Below are 13,336 nucleotides of genomic sequence, written 5' to 3'. Positions count from 1 at the left end.
GAACCGGGCCCTGGCCACCCGCTACGACAAACGAGCCGCCCACTACCAAGCCATGGTCACCCTCGCCTGCCTCCGGCTCTGGCTCCCATGACTTTCCGGACACGGCCTAGGGCCGCACGCAAAGCGGGCCCGCCCCGGAGATCCGGGGACGGGCCCGCTTCACATCAAGAAACGCGATCAGGCGTCCTTGGACTCCTCGGCGGCCTCGGCCGGCTTGGCGTCCTCGACGACCTCGGCGGCCGGAGCGGCAGCCTCGGCGTCCTTGGCGGCACGCTTGGTGGCGGCCTCGGCCTCACCAGTGGCCTGCTGCGCGACCGTCAGGGCCTCGACCAGCTCGATGACAGCCATGGGCGCGTTGTCGCCACGACGGTTACCGATCTTGGTGATACGGGTGTAACCACCCGGACGGTTCTCGTAGCGCGGGGCGATCTCGGTGAAGAGCGTGTGGACGACGCTCTTGTCCGTGATGACCGTGAGCACCTGACGGCGGTTGTGAAGGTCGCCCTTCTTCGCCTTGGTGACCAGACGCTCCGCGTACGGGCGCAGACGACGGGCCTTGGCCTCGGTCGTCGTGATCTTGCCGTGCTCGAAGAGGCTCTTCGCGAGGTTCGCGAGGAGGAGCTTCTCGTGCGCGGCGCTGCCGCCCAGACGGGCACCCTTGGCGGGCTTCGGCATGATTTCTCCTAGGTGTCTGCCCCGGCCGTATCAGGTACCGGAGTCAGTGTCCGAGCAGGCGGCCGCCTGTCGGAGATCCGGGGGACGCGAGCGTCCCCCGGAAAGCGGGACCGATCAGTACTGCTCGGTCTCCACGAAGCCCGCGTCCGCGTCGTCGTCGGCGCCGAAGGCGTCCGCGGCGGCGGTCGGGTCGAACCCGGGGGGCGAGTCCTTGAGCGCGAGGCCCATGCCGGCGAGCTTGGCCTTGACCTCGTCGATCGACTTCGCACCGAAGTTGCGGATGTCGAGCAGGTCCGCCTCGGAGCGGGCGACGAGCTCACCCACGGAGTGGATGCCCTCGCGCTTGAGGCAGTTGTACGACCGAACGGTGAGCTCGAGCTCCTCGATCGGCAGCGCCAGGTCGGCGGCCAGGGCGGCGTCCGTGGGGGACGGGCCCATGTCGATGCCCTCGGCGTCGATGTTCAGCTCGCGGGCGAGACCGAACAGCTCGACCAGGGTCTTACCTGCGGACGCCATGGCGTCACGCGGGCGCATGGCCTGCTTGGTCTCGACGTCGACGATCAGCTTGTCGAAGTCGGTGCGCTGCTCGACACGCGTGGCCTCGACCTTGTACGTGACCTTGAGAACCGGCGAGTAGATCGAGTCGACCGGGATGCGCCCGATCTCCTGACCGACCTGCTTGTTCTGCACGGCGGAGACGTAGCCGCGACCGCGCTCGACGGTCAGCTCCATCTCCAGCTTGCCCTTGCCGTTCAGCGTGGCGAGGACGAGGTCGGGGTTGTGCACCTCGACACCGGCCGGGGGCGCGATGTCGGCGGCGGTGACCAGACCCGGGCCCTGCTTGCGCAGGTACATCACGACCGGCTCGTCGTGCTCCGAGGAGACGACCAGCTGCTTGATGTTGAGGATCAGGTCGGTGACGTCCTCCTTGACGCCCGGCACGGTGGTGAACTCGTGCAGGACACCGTCGATGCGGATGCTGGTGACAGCAGCGCCGGGGATCGACGAGAGGAGCGTGCGGCGGAGGGAGTTGCCGAGGGTGTAGCCGAAGCCCGGCTCCAGCGGCTCGATCACGAACCGGGAGCGGAACTCGTCGACGACCTCTTCGGTCAGCGAGGGACGCTGAGCAATCAGCATGCTGTGAATCCTTCAGTCATGGGCACCCACTATTTGATGCCCGACTCGTACTGCAATGGTACGGGCGGCACGGCCTCGTCAGGAGACGAGAGCCGTACCGCCCGGAAACCTCAGACCAAGCGGCCTGCGCTGCTGACCGAGGTCAGACGCGGCGACGCTTGGGCGGACGGCAGCCGTTGTGCGGCGTGGGCGTCACGTCCTGGATCGAACCGACCTCGAGGCCCGTGGCCTGGAGGGAGCGGATCGCGGTCTCACGGCCGGAGCCGGGACCCTTGACGAACACGTCGACCTTGCGCATGCCGTGCTCCTGCGCGCGACGCGCGGCCGACTCGGCGGCCATCTGCGCGGCGAACGGGGTCGACTTACGCGAACCCTTGAAGCCGACGTGGCCGGCGGAGGCCCACGAGATCACGTTGCCGGTCGGGTCCGTGATGGACACGATCGTGTTGTTGAACGTGCTCTTGATGTGCGCGTGGCCGTGAGCGACGTTCTTCTTTTCCTTGCGGCGCACCTTCTTGGCAGCGCCCTGACGACCCTTGGGGGGCATCTATATCTCCTACGGGAGGTGGTCGGTCCTACAGCGAAGACCGCTTGGTCAAGCGTCCGCTGAGGACTACTTCTTGCCCGGCTTCTTCTTACCGGCGATGGCGCGACGCGGGCCCTTGCGGGTGCGGGCGTTCGTGCTGGTGCGCTGACCGCGGACCGGCAGACCACGACGGTGGCGCAGACCCTGGTAGCAGCCGATCTCGACCTTGCGGCGGATGTCGGCCTGGATCTCGCGACGGAGGTCACCCTCGGTCTGGTAGTTCTGGTCCACGTACTCGCGGATCTTGACGAGGTCTTCCTCGCTCAGGTCGCGAACACGGATGTTGCGGTCCACACCGGTGGCGTCCAGCGTCTGCTGGGCGCGCGTACGCCCGATGCCGAACACGTAGGTGAGGGCAACCTCGACGCGCTTGTCGCGCGGGAGGTCAACACCTTCAAGGCGTGCCATTCAAGGCTCCTGTTGATACTCGGAGGTCTGCAGCAGAACCACTCCCAGCCGCCGTCCTCTTTGAGCTCAAAGATTTGGTACGAGCTGGGTCCTCGGCCTCCGACCGAAGGTGTCGCCACGACGAGACGGACTCATCGCCGGCGGGCCCTGCATATTTACTGAATGTGCTGCGTCGCGCGAGATCTACGAACGAACTGCAGTGAACGGGTCTACGTCAGCCCTGGCGCTGCTTGTGGCGCGGGTTGTCGCAGATCACCATGACCCGGCCGTGACGGCGGATCACCCTGCACTTGTCGCAGATCTTCTTGACGCTCGGCTTGACCTTCATGGGTGAGGTTCTCCGGGTCAGTTGCCGGCGGCCCGCAGAGTGCGGGGCTCAGGCAAGATCTACTTGTACCGGTAGACGATCCGGCCACGCGTGAGGTCGTACGGAGACAGCTCCACCACGACCCGGTCGTCAGGGAGGATGCGGATGTAGTGCATGCGCATCTTGCCGCTGATGTGTGCCAGGACCTGGTGGCCGTTCTGGAGCTCGACCTTGAACATGGCGTTCGGCAGAGACTCGACGACAGTGCCCTCGATCTCGATGGCACCTTGCTTCTTGGCCACGCTTCGCCCTTCGAATCGACTACCTTGATCGACTTCCGTGTCTTGCGCTGTCCGACGTGCGGACATGCGCATACACGAGAGCCGACGAGTCAGTCTACGTCAGTACCCCCGGAAAGACGAATCCAGGAATTCTGCCCTACCACAGAGATCACTAAGCCTCCGGCGCCGGGGATCGGCACAGAGCATCAGGCCAGCGGATCCGGCGCCGCCGTCACACCCATCTCCGCCAGCTTCGCCTTGCCACCGTCGGGCGAGGTCAGGACCAGAGGGCCCTCCTCGGTCAGGGCGACCGAGTGCTCCCAGTGCGAGGACCAGGTGCCGTCCGTCGTGATGACCGTCCAGTCGTCCTCGAGGACCTCGGTCTTCGGGGTGCCGAGGGAGACCATCGGCTCGATGGCGAGGCAGAAGCCGGGGGCCAGCTTCGGGCCCTTGCCGCGGCGGCGCTCGACGTAGTTCAGCAGGTGCGGGTCCATGTGCATCTCGGTGCCGATGCCGTGGCCGCCGTAGTCCTCGACGATCCCGTACTTGCCGCCGCCCGGCTTCGGCTGGCGGCGGATGTACGTCTCGATGGCGCGGGAGATGTCCACCAGCCGGTTGCCGGCCTTCATCGCGGCGATACCGGCCCACATCGACTCCTCGGTCACCCGGGAGAGCTCGATCAGCTCCGGAGCGTGACCGGAGCCCACGAACGCGGTGTACGCGGCGTCCCCGTGCCAGCCGTCGACGATGGCGCCGCAGTCGATGGAGATGATGTCGCCGTCCTCCAGGACGACGCTCTCGCTCGGGATGCCGTGGACGACGACCTCGTTCTTCGAGGTGCAGATCGTCGCGGGGAAGCCCCCGTACCCGAGGAAGTTCGACTTCGCGCCGTGCTCCGCGATCACCTTGCGGGCGACCTCGTCGAGATCCCGCGTCGTCGCGCCCGGTACGGCCGCCTCCCGGGTCGCGGCATGGATCGCCGCGACGACAAGCCCCGCCTCCCGCATCTTGCGAATCTGCTCGGGGGTCTTGATCTGCACCATGGGGGCCTGCGCTCTCCGTCATACCGGTAAAAGGAGTACCCACCAACACTAAGGCCGCGGCCCCCTCGAAAGGGAACCGCGGCCTGAGTGAAGCGATGTGCCGGACGGAACCGGTCAGCGACCGAGGGCCTCCATGGCCTTCGCCGTGACCTCTTCCACCTTGCCCAGCGCGGAGATCGTCTTCACGAGCCCCTGCGTCTGGTAGTAGCCGATGATCGGCTCGGTCTGCGTGTGGTAGACCTCGAGCCGCTTGCGCACGGTCTCTTCCTGGTCGTCGTCACGCTGGTACAGCTCGCCACCGCAGACGTCACAGACGCCCTCGGTCTTGGGCTGCTTGTACTCGACGTGGAACACGTGCGCCGAGTCGTTGCGGCAGATGCGGCGGCCGGCGATGCGCTTGACCACCTCGTCCTCGGGGACCTCGAGGTCCAGGACCGCGTCCAGCTTCACGTCGTCGGCCTGCAGGGCGACGTCGAGCGCCTCGGCCTGCGAGACGTTGCGCGGGAAGCCGTCGAGCAGGAAGCCGTTGACGGCGTCCGGCTGCTCCATGCGGTCCTTGGCCATCCCGATGGTGACCTCGTCCGGGACGAGCTGACCGGCGTCCATGTAGGACTTGGCCTTCTTGCCCAGCTCCGTGCCCTGGCTGATGTTGGCACGGAAGAGGTCGCCCGTGGAGATGTGCGGGATCGACAGGTTCTTGGCAAGGAACGCGGCCTGCGTTCCCTTGCCTGCACCAGGCGGCCCGACGAGGACGATTCGCATCAGCGGAGGAACCCTTCGTAATTGCGCTGCTGGAGCTGGCTCTCGATCTGCTTCACCGTTTCCAGACCAACACCCACGATGATCAGGATGCTGGTGCCGCCGAACGGGAAGTTCTGGTTTGCCCCGAAACCAACCAACGCCATCGTCGGTACAAGAGCGATCAGACCCAAGTACAGCGAGCCCGGCCAGGTGATCCGATTGAGCACGTACGAGAGATACTCAGCGGTCGGTCGGCCAGCCCGGATGCCCGGGATGAAGCCACCATACTTCTTCATGTTGTCCGCGACTTCCTCGGGGTTGAACGAGATCGCCACGTAGAAGAAGGCGAAGAACACGATCAACAGGAAGTACGTAACGATGTAGATCGGGTGATTTCCCTTGGTCAGGTGGTCGTCGATCCACACCTTCCACGACGAGTCACCGCCCGCGAACTGCGCGACGAGCGCCGGGATGTAGAGCAGCGACGACGCGAAGATGACAGGGATCACACCCGCCTGGTTCACCTTCAACGGGATGTAAGTGGACGTACCGCCGTAGGAGCGGCGGCCGATCATCCGCTTCGCGTACTGCACCGGGATGCGGCGCTGGGCCTGCTCGACGAAGACCACCAGGCCGACCATGACCAGGCCGACGAGGATGACCGTGCTGAACTCGATCCAGCCGTCGGCCAGGGAGCCCTGCTGCTTGATGGCCCACAGCGCGGACGGGAAGGTGGCGGCGATCGAGATGAACATCAGGATCGACATGCCGTTGCCGATGCCGCGGTCGGTGATGAGCTCGCCGAGCCACATCATCACGCAGGTGCCGGCGGTCATCGTGATGACCATCGTGATGGTGATGAAGATCGACTGGTCGGGCACGATCTGGCTGGCGACCGGGCAGCCCTGGAAGAGCGCGCCGGTGCGGGCCGTGGCGACGAGGCCGGTGCCCTGGAGGATGGCGAGCGCCACCGTCAGATAACGGGTGTACTGGGTGATCTTGGCCGTACCCGCCTGGCCCTCCTTCTTGAGGGCTTCCAGGCGCGGGATCACGACGGTGAGCAGCTGCAGAATGATGCTCGCGGTGATGTACGGCATGATGCCCAGCGCGAAGACCGTGATCTGCAGCAGGGCGCCGCCGCTGAACATGTTGACCAGACCGAACAGGCCGGTGCTGGAATTGGCCACGTCCATACACGTCTGGACGTTCGAGTAATCCACACCGGGGATGGGGATGTGCGCCCCGAGCCGGTAGATCACGACGATGCCCAACGTGAAGAGCAGCTTCTTGCGCAGGTCGGGCGTCTTGAACGCCCGGGCGAACGCGGTGAGCACGGTGCCTCCTGCGACCCCCGCGCGCGTGCGTCAGAGGTGACGGTCTTGAGGATTCGACGAATACGTAACGGCCGAGGGCCGGGATTGGTGCCGGGGGCACACAACAACCCGGAAATCAGCAGCGGTGGCCACCTTACCGGCGTACCTGCCCCCCTAGGAACGACCAACCGGGGATACCCCTTTTGTGGGGTATCCCCGGTCGGGATCGTTCATGTCATCGAGACGGTGTCTGGGTTCAGACGAGCTCGGTGACCGTACCGCCGGCGGCGGTGATCTTCTCCTTGGCGGAGCCGGAGACGGCGTCGACCGTCACCTGCAGCGCCACGGAGATCTCGCCCTGGCCCAGGACCTTGACGAGGCTGTTCTTGCGGACAGCACCCTTCTCCACCAGACCCTCGACGGTGACTTCGCCACCCTCGGGGTACAGCGAGGCGAGCTTGTCCAGGTTCACGACCTGGAACTCGACCTTGAAGGGGTTCCGGAAGCCCTTGAGCTTCGGAAGGCGCATGTGGAGGGGCATCTGGCCACCCTCGAAGCGCTCCGGAACCTGGTAACGGGCCTTCGTGCCCTTGGTACCACGACCGGCCGTCTTACCCTTCGACGCCTCACCACGACCGACACGGGTCTTGGCGGTCTTGGCGCCGGGGGCCGGACGGAGGTTGTGGATCTTCAGCGGGTTGTTCTCCGCCATGATCAGACCTCCTCAACCGTCACGAGGTGGCGGACGGTGTGCACCATGCCGCGGAACTCGGGGCGGTCCTCCTTGACGACCTGCGTGTTGATGCCCTTGAGACCAAGGGAGCGCAGGGTGTCACGGTGGTTCTGCTTGCTGCCGATGTACGACTTCACCTGCGTGATCTTGAGCTGCGCCATTACGCACCAGCCCCGGCACGCGCACGGAGAAGAGCCGCGGGAGCGACGTCCTCGAGGGGCAGACCACGGCGAGCCGCGATCTCCTCGGGACGCTGCAGGCCCTTGAGGGCCGCCACGGTCGCGTGCACGATGTTGATCGCGTTGTCGGAGCCCAGGGACTTCGACAGGATGTCGTGAACGCCGGCGCACTCGAGCACGGCGCGCACCGGACCACCGGCGATAACACCGGTACCCGGGGACGCGGGCTTGAGCAGCACGACGCCGGCAGCCTTCTCACCCTGGATCGGGTGGGGGATGGTGCCCTGGATACGGGGGACCTTGAAGAAGTGCTTCTTGGCCTCCTCAACACCCTTGGCGATGGCGGCCGGCACCTCCTTGGCCTTGCCGTAACCGACACCGACGGTGCCGTCACCATCGCCCACCACGACCAGCGCGGTGAAGCTGAAGCGACGACCACCCTTCACAACCTTGGCGACGCGGTTGATCGCGACAACGCGCTCAACGTACGCGGTCTTCTCGGCGGCAGCAGCGCCACCGTCGCGACCCTTCCGGTCCCGCCGCTCGCCGCCACCGGCACCGCCACCGCGGCGCTGGGGTCCAGCCATTGGAATTACCTCTCTCTGTTTCCGCTAGCTACGGAACCGGATCAGAACTTCAGTCCGGCTTCGCGGGCGGCGTCCGCCAGGGCGGCGATGCGCCCGGCGTACTGGTTACCACCACGGTCGAACACGACGGCCTCGACACCGGCGGCCTTGGCGCGCTCGGCGACCAGGGCTCCGACCGACTTGGCCTGCGTGGACTTGTCGCCCTCGCCGCCACGGATCGAAGCGTCCAGGGTCGACGCCGACGCGAGGGTGTGACCCTTCACGTCGTCGATGACCTGCGCGACGATGTTGCGGTTCGAGCGCGTCACGACCAGGCGCGGACGCTCAGCCGTACCCGAGATGTGCTTACGGATACGGATGTGACGCCGCTTGATGGCAGCACGCTTGTAAGCGTCGCCCTTAGCAATCTTCTGACCGTATGCCATGGCTTACTTACCCGCCTTTCCGACCTTGCGGCGGATGACTTCGCCTTCGTACTTGACGCCCTTGGCCTTGTACGGGTCGGGCTTGCGCAGCTTGCGGATGTTGGCCGCAACCTCGCCGACCTTCTGCTTGTCGATGCCCTCGACCGAGAACTTGGTCGGCGACTCGACCTTGAAGGAGATGCCCTCGGGCGCCTCGATCAGGATCGTGTGGCTGTAGCCGAGCGAGAACTCCAGGTTGGAGCCCTTCGCCAGGACGCGGTAACCGACACCGCTGATCTCGAGCTTCTTCACGTAACCCTGGGTCACGCCGGTGATCATGTTCGCCACCAGCGTGCGGGACAGGCCGTGCAGGGCCTTGTTCTGACGCTCGTCGTTCGGGCGGGTGACGTTCAGAACGCCGTCCTCACCCTTGGCGATCTCGATCGGCGCCACGACGGTGTGAGTCAGGGTGCCCTTGGAGCCCTTGACCGTGACCGTCTGGCCGTCGATGGTGACGTCCACGCCGGCGGGAACCGTGATGGGGAGCTTGCCAATACGCGACATAGCTGTTTCCTCCTGTTCCCTTCCGCTACCAGACGTAGGCGAGGACTTCCCCACCCACGCCCTTCTTGCCTGCCTGCTGGCCGGTCAGGAGACCGTGCGACGTGGAGATGATCGCCACGCCCAGGCCACCGAGGACCTTCGGCAGGTTGGTGGACTTCGCGTAAACGCGCAGACCCGGCTTGGAGATGCGCTTGATGCCGGCGATCGAACGCTCACGGTTCGGGCCGAACTTCAGCTCGAGGACGAGGTTCTTGCCGACCTCGGCGTCCTCGACCTTCCAGCCGGTGATGAAACCCTCCTGCTGGAGGATCTCGGCGATGTGCGACTTGATCTTGCTGTGCGGCATAGCCACGGTGTCGTGGTACGCCGAGTTCGCGTTACGCAGACGCGTCAGCATGTCCGCGATCGGATCAGTCATGGTCATGAATTGGCCTTCGGCCTCTCTCGCCGGGGTTTCCTGTATGCGCCATCCCTCTCCCCACACAGGGGCGGGACGGGTGCGGCGCGGGGACCTACGGCGTAGTAAGTCGGTCAGGGCGACAGAGCCCAACCCCACAAGCCTAAGCCATGCGGAGCCGGCGCTCTGCCGACCTTCTACTTACCGAGAGATCCAGACAATCCCAACTAGGGGATTACCAGGAGCTCTTGGTCACGCCCGGCAGCTCGCCACGGTGAGCCATCTCACGAAGGCACACGCGGCACAGGCCGAACTTGCGGTACACGGAGTGCGGGCGGCCACAACGCTGGCAGCGGGTGTAGCCACGCACACCGAACTTGGGCTTACGAGCAGCCTTGGCAATAAGAGCCTTCTTCGCCATCTCGCTTACGCCTCCTTGAACGGGAAGCCGAGGTGACGAAGGAGCGCGCGGCCCTCAGCGTCGTTGGTCGCCGTGGTGACCACGGTGATGTCCATACCCCGGACGCGGTCGATCTTGTCCTGGTCGATCTCGTGGAACATGACCTGCTCGGTGAGACCGAAGGTGTAGTTGCCACGGCCGTCGAACTGCTTGGGGGACAGACCACGGAAGTCGCGGATGCGCGGAAGCGCGAGCGACAGGGTGCGGTCCAGGAACTCCCACATGCGGTCGCCACGAAGCGTGACGTGGGCGCCGATCGGCTGGCCCTCGCGCAGCTTGAACTGCGCGATGGACTTGCGGGCCTTGGTGATGGCCGGCTTCTGACCCGTGATGGTGGTCAGGTCGCGGACAGCACCGTCCATGAGCTTCGAGTCACGCGCGGCGTCACCCACACCCATGTTGACCACGATCTTGACCAGACCGGGGATCTGCATGACGTTCTCGTACGAGAACTCCTCCTGCAGCTTGCCCTTGATCTCGTCGCGGTACTTCTGCTTCAGACGCGGATTGGTGGTGGTCGTCATCAGATGTCCTCACCCGTCCGCTTGGCAACGCGGATCTTGTTGCCCTCGTCGTCGAAGCGGTAGCCGACACGCGTGACGACCTTGTTGCCGTCCTTCTCAACGACCAGCTGGACGTTGGAGACGTGCACCGGCGCCTCGGTGGTCACGATGCCGCCGGCCTGCGAGCCGGAAGCCGTGGGACCGGCCTTGGTGTGCTTCTTGACCCGGTTGACACCCTCGACCAGGACGCGCTCCTCGCGCGGGTAAGCGGCAATGACCTTGCCCTGCTTGCCCTTGTCCTTACCGGTGATGACCTGAACCAGGTCGCCCTTCTTGATCTTCATGCTTACAGCACCTCCGGCGCGAGCGAGATGATCTTCATGAACTTCTTCTCGCGCAGCTCACGGCCCACGGGGCCGAAGATACGGGTGCCGCGAGGGTCGCCGTCGTTCTTCAGAATGACGGCGGCGTTCTCGTCGAAGCGGATGTACGAGCCGTCCGGACGGCGGCGCTCCTTGACGGTGCGAACGATGACGGCCTTGACGACGTCACCCTTCTTCACGTTGCCGCCGGGGATCGCGTCCTTGACGGTGGCGACGATGACGTCACCGATGCCCGCGTAGCGGCGACCCGAGCCACCGAGAACACGGATGCAAAGGATCTCCTTGGCACCAGTGTTGTCGGCGACGCGAAGTCGCGACTCCTGCTGGATCACGTCTATCTCCTGATCGTCTGCCGGTTCCCGGTGGGGGCTTCCCGGAGGAATCCCCCACCGAGCCTGGCGGAACTGTCCTGCGGGGTTGCCCGCAGGAATTACTTACTGTCCTGGTGGAAGACCCGCGCCCCGAAAGAAACGGACGGGGCGAGGGGCAGCGGGAGCGAGTGCTCCCGCTTGATTACTTCGCCTTCTCCAGGATCTCGACGACGCGCCAGCGCTTCGTCGCGGACAGCGGCCGGGTCTCCATGAGGAGGACACGGTCGCCGACACCCGCGGCGTTCTGCTCGTCGTGCGCCTTGAGCTTGTTCGTACGGCGGATGACCTTGCCGTACAGGGCGTGCTTGACGCGGTCCTCGACAGCGACGACGACGGTCTTGTCCATCTTGTCGCTGACGACAAGACCCTCACGGGTCTTGCGGAAGCCGCGGGCGGCGGTCTCTTCAGTCACAGTCTTCTCGCTCATCAGGCGTTCTCCACCGTCTCGATGCCCAGCTCGCGCTCACGCATGAGGGTGTAGATCCGCGCGATGTCCTTGCGGACGGCCTTGAGCCGGCCGTGGTTCTCGAGCTGACCGGTCGCCGCCTGGAAGCGGAGGTTGAACAGCTCTTCCTTGGCCTCGCGGAGCTTGTTGAGAAGCTCCTCGTTGCCCAGCTCGCGCAGCTCGGACGCCTTGGTCCCGGCCGACATCACGCCTCACCTGCTTCGCGCTTAACGATCTTGCACTTCATCGGCAGCTTGTGGGCCGCACGAGTCAGAGCTTCACGCGCGATCTTCTCGTTGGGGTACGACAGCTCGAACATCACACGCCCGGGCTTGACGTTGGCGATCCACCACTCCGGCGAACCCTTACCGGAACCCATGCGGGTCTCGGCAGGCTTCTTGGTGAGGGGACGGTCCGGGTAGATGTTGATCCAGACCTTGCCGCCACGCTTGATGTGACGGGTCATGGCGATACGAGCGGCCTCGATCTGACGGTTCGTCACATAGGCCGGGGTGAGCGCCTGGATGCCGTACTCGCCGAACGCAACCTGCGTGCCACCCTTGGACATACCGCTGCGCTTCGGGTGGTGCTGCTTGCGGTGCTTGACCCTACGGGGGATCAGCATTTCGGTCAGGCCTCCGTTCCGGTGCTCTCAGCAGCGGGAGCGGCGGCGGGAGCGTCGGCCTTGGGGGCCTCGGCAGCCGGCGCGGACTGCTGCTGCGGCTTGCGACCGCGACCGCCACGCTCGCCACCACGGCCACCACGGGCCGGGCGGTCGTTGCCACCACGGGCCGGGCGGTTGCCGGCGCGGGCAGCGGCGTTCTCGGCGCGGACCTCGGCGATGTTCTTGACATCGCCCTTGTAGATCCAGACCTTCACGCCGATGCGGCCGAAGGTCGTCTTGGCCTCGAAGAAGCCGTAGTCCACGTTGGCGCGGAGCGTGTGCAGGGGCACGCGGCCCTCGCGGTAGAACTCCGAACGGGACATCTCGGCACCGCCGAGACGACCGCCACACTGGATCTTGATGCCCTTGGCGCCCGCCTTCATCGCCGACTGCATGCTCTTACGCATGGCGCGACGGAAGGAGACGCGGGAGGACAGCTGCTCCGCGACGGCCTGGGCCACGAGCTGAGCGTCCGTCTCGGGGTTCTTGACCTCGAGGATGTTCAGCTGGACCTGCTTGCCCGTGAGCTTCTCGAGGTCACCGCGGATGCGGTCGGCCTCGGCGCCACGGCGGCCGATGACGATGCCGGGACGAGCGGTGTGGATGTCCACCCGCACGCGGTCACGGGTGCGCTCGATCTCAACCTTCGAGATGCCGGCGCGCTCCATGCCGGACGTCATCATCCGACGGATGGCGACGTCTTCCTTGACGTAGTCCTTGTACAGCTTGTCGGCGTACCAACGCGACTTGAAGTCGGTCGTGACACCGAGCCGGAACCCGTGCGGGTTTACCTTCTGGCCCATTACCGGGTTCCTTCCTTGCTGCTGACGACCACGGTGATGTGGGAGGTCCGCTTGCGGATCCGGTAGGCACGGCCCTGGGCACGCGGACGGAACCGCTTCAGGGTCGGGCCCTCATCGACGAACGCTTCGCTGATGAACAGCGACGAAGCGTCGGTGTGGTCGTAGTTGTGCGCGGCGTTGGCAATGGCGCTGTCCAGCACCTTGCCGACCGGCACGCTCGCGGCCTGCGGGGCGAAACGCAGGACCGCCTGAGCCTCCGTGGCATCCATGCCACGGATGAGGTCCACCACGCGGCGGGCCTTCATGGGCGTGACGCGGATGTACCGCGCCTGGGCCCTGGCTTCCATGGTTG

At 65.6% G+C, this 13,336-nt stretch carries 24 protein-coding genes and 1 pseudogene; 1 reads left to right on the top strand and 24 read right to left on the bottom strand.

Annotated features, from left to right (window positions below; genetic code table 11):
- Positions 1-91: pseudogene (locus ACZ4E1_RS38275) on the top strand (IS5/IS1182 family transposase); the annotation flags it as partial.
- An 86-nt stretch (positions 92-177) separates the two neighbouring features.
- Here ACZ4E1_RS38275 and rplQ read toward each other — a convergent pair.
- From rplQ to rplV, 24 genes are all read right to left on the bottom strand, one after another.
- A complete protein-coding gene (gene rplQ / locus ACZ4E1_RS38270) occupies positions 178-675 on the bottom strand; it encodes a 50S ribosomal protein L17 (protein WP_399130739.1) in 498 nt (165 codons plus the stop codon).
- 114 nt (positions 676-789) lie between these two features.
- The gene (locus ACZ4E1_RS38265) at positions 790-1,812 is read right to left on the bottom strand and encodes a DNA-directed RNA polymerase subunit alpha (RefSeq protein WP_003966937.1); all 1,023 of its coding nucleotides are present in this window, start codon (positions 1,810-1,812) and stop codon (positions 790-792) included.
- Positions 1,813-1,954: 142 nt separating this feature from the next.
- Complete coding sequence (gene rpsK / locus ACZ4E1_RS38260; protein WP_003948617.1) at positions 1,955-2,359, bottom strand: 30S ribosomal protein S11; 405 nt, start codon at positions 2,357-2,359, stop codon at positions 1,955-1,957.
- 66 nt (positions 2,360-2,425) lie between these two features.
- Positions 2,426-2,806, bottom strand: a complete 381-nt coding sequence (gene rpsM / locus ACZ4E1_RS38255) for a 30S ribosomal protein S13 (RefSeq protein WP_467548306.1) — start codon at positions 2,804-2,806, stop codon at positions 2,426-2,428.
- 214 nt (positions 2,807-3,020) lie between these two features.
- Positions 3,021-3,134 carry a 50S ribosomal protein L36 gene (gene rpmJ, locus ACZ4E1_RS38250; RefSeq protein ID WP_003974245.1) on the bottom strand — a complete coding sequence of 38 codons (114 nt, stop codon included), beginning with the start codon at positions 3,132-3,134 and terminating at the stop codon, positions 3,021-3,023.
- A gap of 59 nt (positions 3,135-3,193) precedes the next feature.
- The gene (gene infA, locus ACZ4E1_RS38245; RefSeq protein WP_003948620.1) at positions 3,194-3,415 is read right to left on the bottom strand and encodes a translation initiation factor IF-1; all 222 of its coding nucleotides are present in this window, start codon (positions 3,413-3,415) and stop codon (positions 3,194-3,196) included.
- 185 nt (positions 3,416-3,600) lie between these two features.
- Positions 3,601-4,437, bottom strand: coding sequence for a type I methionyl aminopeptidase (gene map / locus ACZ4E1_RS38240; RefSeq protein WP_467548304.1), 837 nt, complete (start codon positions 4,435-4,437; stop codon positions 3,601-3,603).
- A 114-nt stretch (positions 4,438-4,551) separates the two neighbouring features.
- Positions 4,552-5,199: an adenylate kinase gene (locus ACZ4E1_RS38235; RefSeq protein ID WP_467548302.1), complete on the bottom strand. Its 648-nt coding sequence runs from the start codon at positions 5,197-5,199 to the stop codon at positions 4,552-4,554.
- Positions 5,199-6,512, bottom strand: a complete 1,314-nt coding sequence (gene secY / locus ACZ4E1_RS38230; protein WP_467548300.1) for a preprotein translocase subunit SecY — start codon at positions 6,510-6,512, stop codon at positions 5,199-5,201. The genes ACZ4E1_RS38235 and secY overlap by 1 nt, the downstream gene beginning before the upstream one ends.
- A 235-nt stretch (positions 6,513-6,747) precedes the next feature.
- Positions 6,748-7,203: a 50S ribosomal protein L15 gene (gene rplO, locus ACZ4E1_RS38225; RefSeq protein WP_361545466.1), complete on the bottom strand. Its 456-nt coding sequence runs from the start codon at positions 7,201-7,203 to the stop codon at positions 6,748-6,750.
- A gap of 2 nt (positions 7,204-7,205) precedes the next feature.
- Positions 7,206-7,385, bottom strand: a complete 180-nt coding sequence (gene rpmD, locus ACZ4E1_RS38220) for a 50S ribosomal protein L30 (RefSeq protein WP_052580766.1) — start codon at positions 7,383-7,385, stop codon at positions 7,206-7,208.
- A complete protein-coding gene (gene rpsE, locus ACZ4E1_RS38215; RefSeq protein ID WP_016645168.1) occupies positions 7,385-7,990 on the bottom strand; it encodes a 30S ribosomal protein S5 in 606 nt (201 codons plus the stop codon). Before rpsE ends, rpmD begins: the two co-directional genes overlap by 1 nt.
- A 41-nt stretch (positions 7,991-8,031) precedes the next feature.
- Entirely contained in the window at positions 8,032-8,415 is a 384-nt protein-coding gene (rplR, locus tag ACZ4E1_RS38210; protein ID WP_365570235.1) for a 50S ribosomal protein L18, read from the bottom strand.
- Positions 8,416-8,418: 3 nt separating this feature from the next.
- Positions 8,419-8,958: a 50S ribosomal protein L6 gene (rplF, locus tag ACZ4E1_RS38205; protein ID WP_188337377.1), complete on the bottom strand. Its 540-nt coding sequence runs from the start codon at positions 8,956-8,958 to the stop codon at positions 8,419-8,421.
- Between the two features lie 25 nt (positions 8,959-8,983).
- Positions 8,984-9,382: a 30S ribosomal protein S8 gene (gene rpsH / locus ACZ4E1_RS38200; RefSeq protein WP_018528360.1), complete on the bottom strand. Its 399-nt coding sequence runs from the start codon at positions 9,380-9,382 to the stop codon at positions 8,984-8,986.
- Between the two features lie 208 nt (positions 9,383-9,590).
- Positions 9,591-9,776, bottom strand: a complete 186-nt coding sequence (locus ACZ4E1_RS38195; RefSeq protein WP_003948630.1) for a type Z 30S ribosomal protein S14 — start codon at positions 9,774-9,776, stop codon at positions 9,591-9,593.
- Positions 9,777-9,781: 5 nt separating this feature from the next.
- On the bottom strand, positions 9,782-10,339 hold the full coding sequence (gene rplE, locus ACZ4E1_RS38190; protein WP_161304257.1) for a 50S ribosomal protein L5: 558 nt from the start codon (positions 10,337-10,339) through the stop codon (positions 9,782-9,784).
- Positions 10,339-10,662 carry a 50S ribosomal protein L24 gene (rplX, locus tag ACZ4E1_RS38185; RefSeq protein ID WP_030685463.1) on the bottom strand — a complete coding sequence of 108 codons (324 nt, stop codon included), beginning with the start codon at positions 10,660-10,662 and terminating at the stop codon, positions 10,339-10,341. Before rplX ends, rplE begins: the two co-directional genes overlap by 1 nt.
- 2 nt (positions 10,663-10,664) lie before the next feature.
- Entirely contained in the window at positions 10,665-11,033 is a 369-nt protein-coding gene (gene rplN, locus ACZ4E1_RS38180) for a 50S ribosomal protein L14 (RefSeq protein ID WP_003998823.1), read from the bottom strand.
- Positions 11,034-11,214: 181 nt separating this feature from the next.
- Positions 11,215-11,499, bottom strand: a complete 285-nt coding sequence (gene rpsQ / locus ACZ4E1_RS38175; protein ID WP_111663851.1) for a 30S ribosomal protein S17 — start codon at positions 11,497-11,499, stop codon at positions 11,215-11,217.
- Positions 11,499-11,723 carry a 50S ribosomal protein L29 gene (gene rpmC / locus ACZ4E1_RS38170; RefSeq protein ID WP_059079052.1) on the bottom strand — a complete coding sequence of 75 codons (225 nt, stop codon included), beginning with the start codon at positions 11,721-11,723 and terminating at the stop codon, positions 11,499-11,501. Before rpmC ends, rpsQ begins: the two co-directional genes overlap by 1 nt.
- Positions 11,723-12,142, bottom strand: coding sequence for a 50S ribosomal protein L16 (gene rplP / locus ACZ4E1_RS38165; RefSeq protein WP_055553500.1), 420 nt, complete (start codon positions 12,140-12,142; stop codon positions 11,723-11,725). Before rplP ends, rpmC begins: the two co-directional genes overlap by 1 nt.
- Before the next feature lie 5 nt (positions 12,143-12,147).
- Complete coding sequence (gene rpsC, locus ACZ4E1_RS38160; protein WP_161304258.1) at positions 12,148-12,984, bottom strand: 30S ribosomal protein S3; 837 nt, start codon at positions 12,982-12,984, stop codon at positions 12,148-12,150.
- Complete coding sequence (gene rplV, locus ACZ4E1_RS38155) at positions 12,984-13,331, bottom strand: 50S ribosomal protein L22 (protein ID WP_030359020.1); 348 nt, start codon at positions 13,329-13,331, stop codon at positions 12,984-12,986. Before rplV ends, rpsC begins: the two co-directional genes overlap by 1 nt.
- Positions 13,332-13,336 lie beyond the last annotated feature (5 nt).

The organism is Streptomyces sp. NPDC025806, assembly GCF_055558275.1.
The sequence above is the reverse complement of the archived record's forward strand: the minus strand, read 5'-3'. Positions and strand labels throughout refer to the sequence as shown.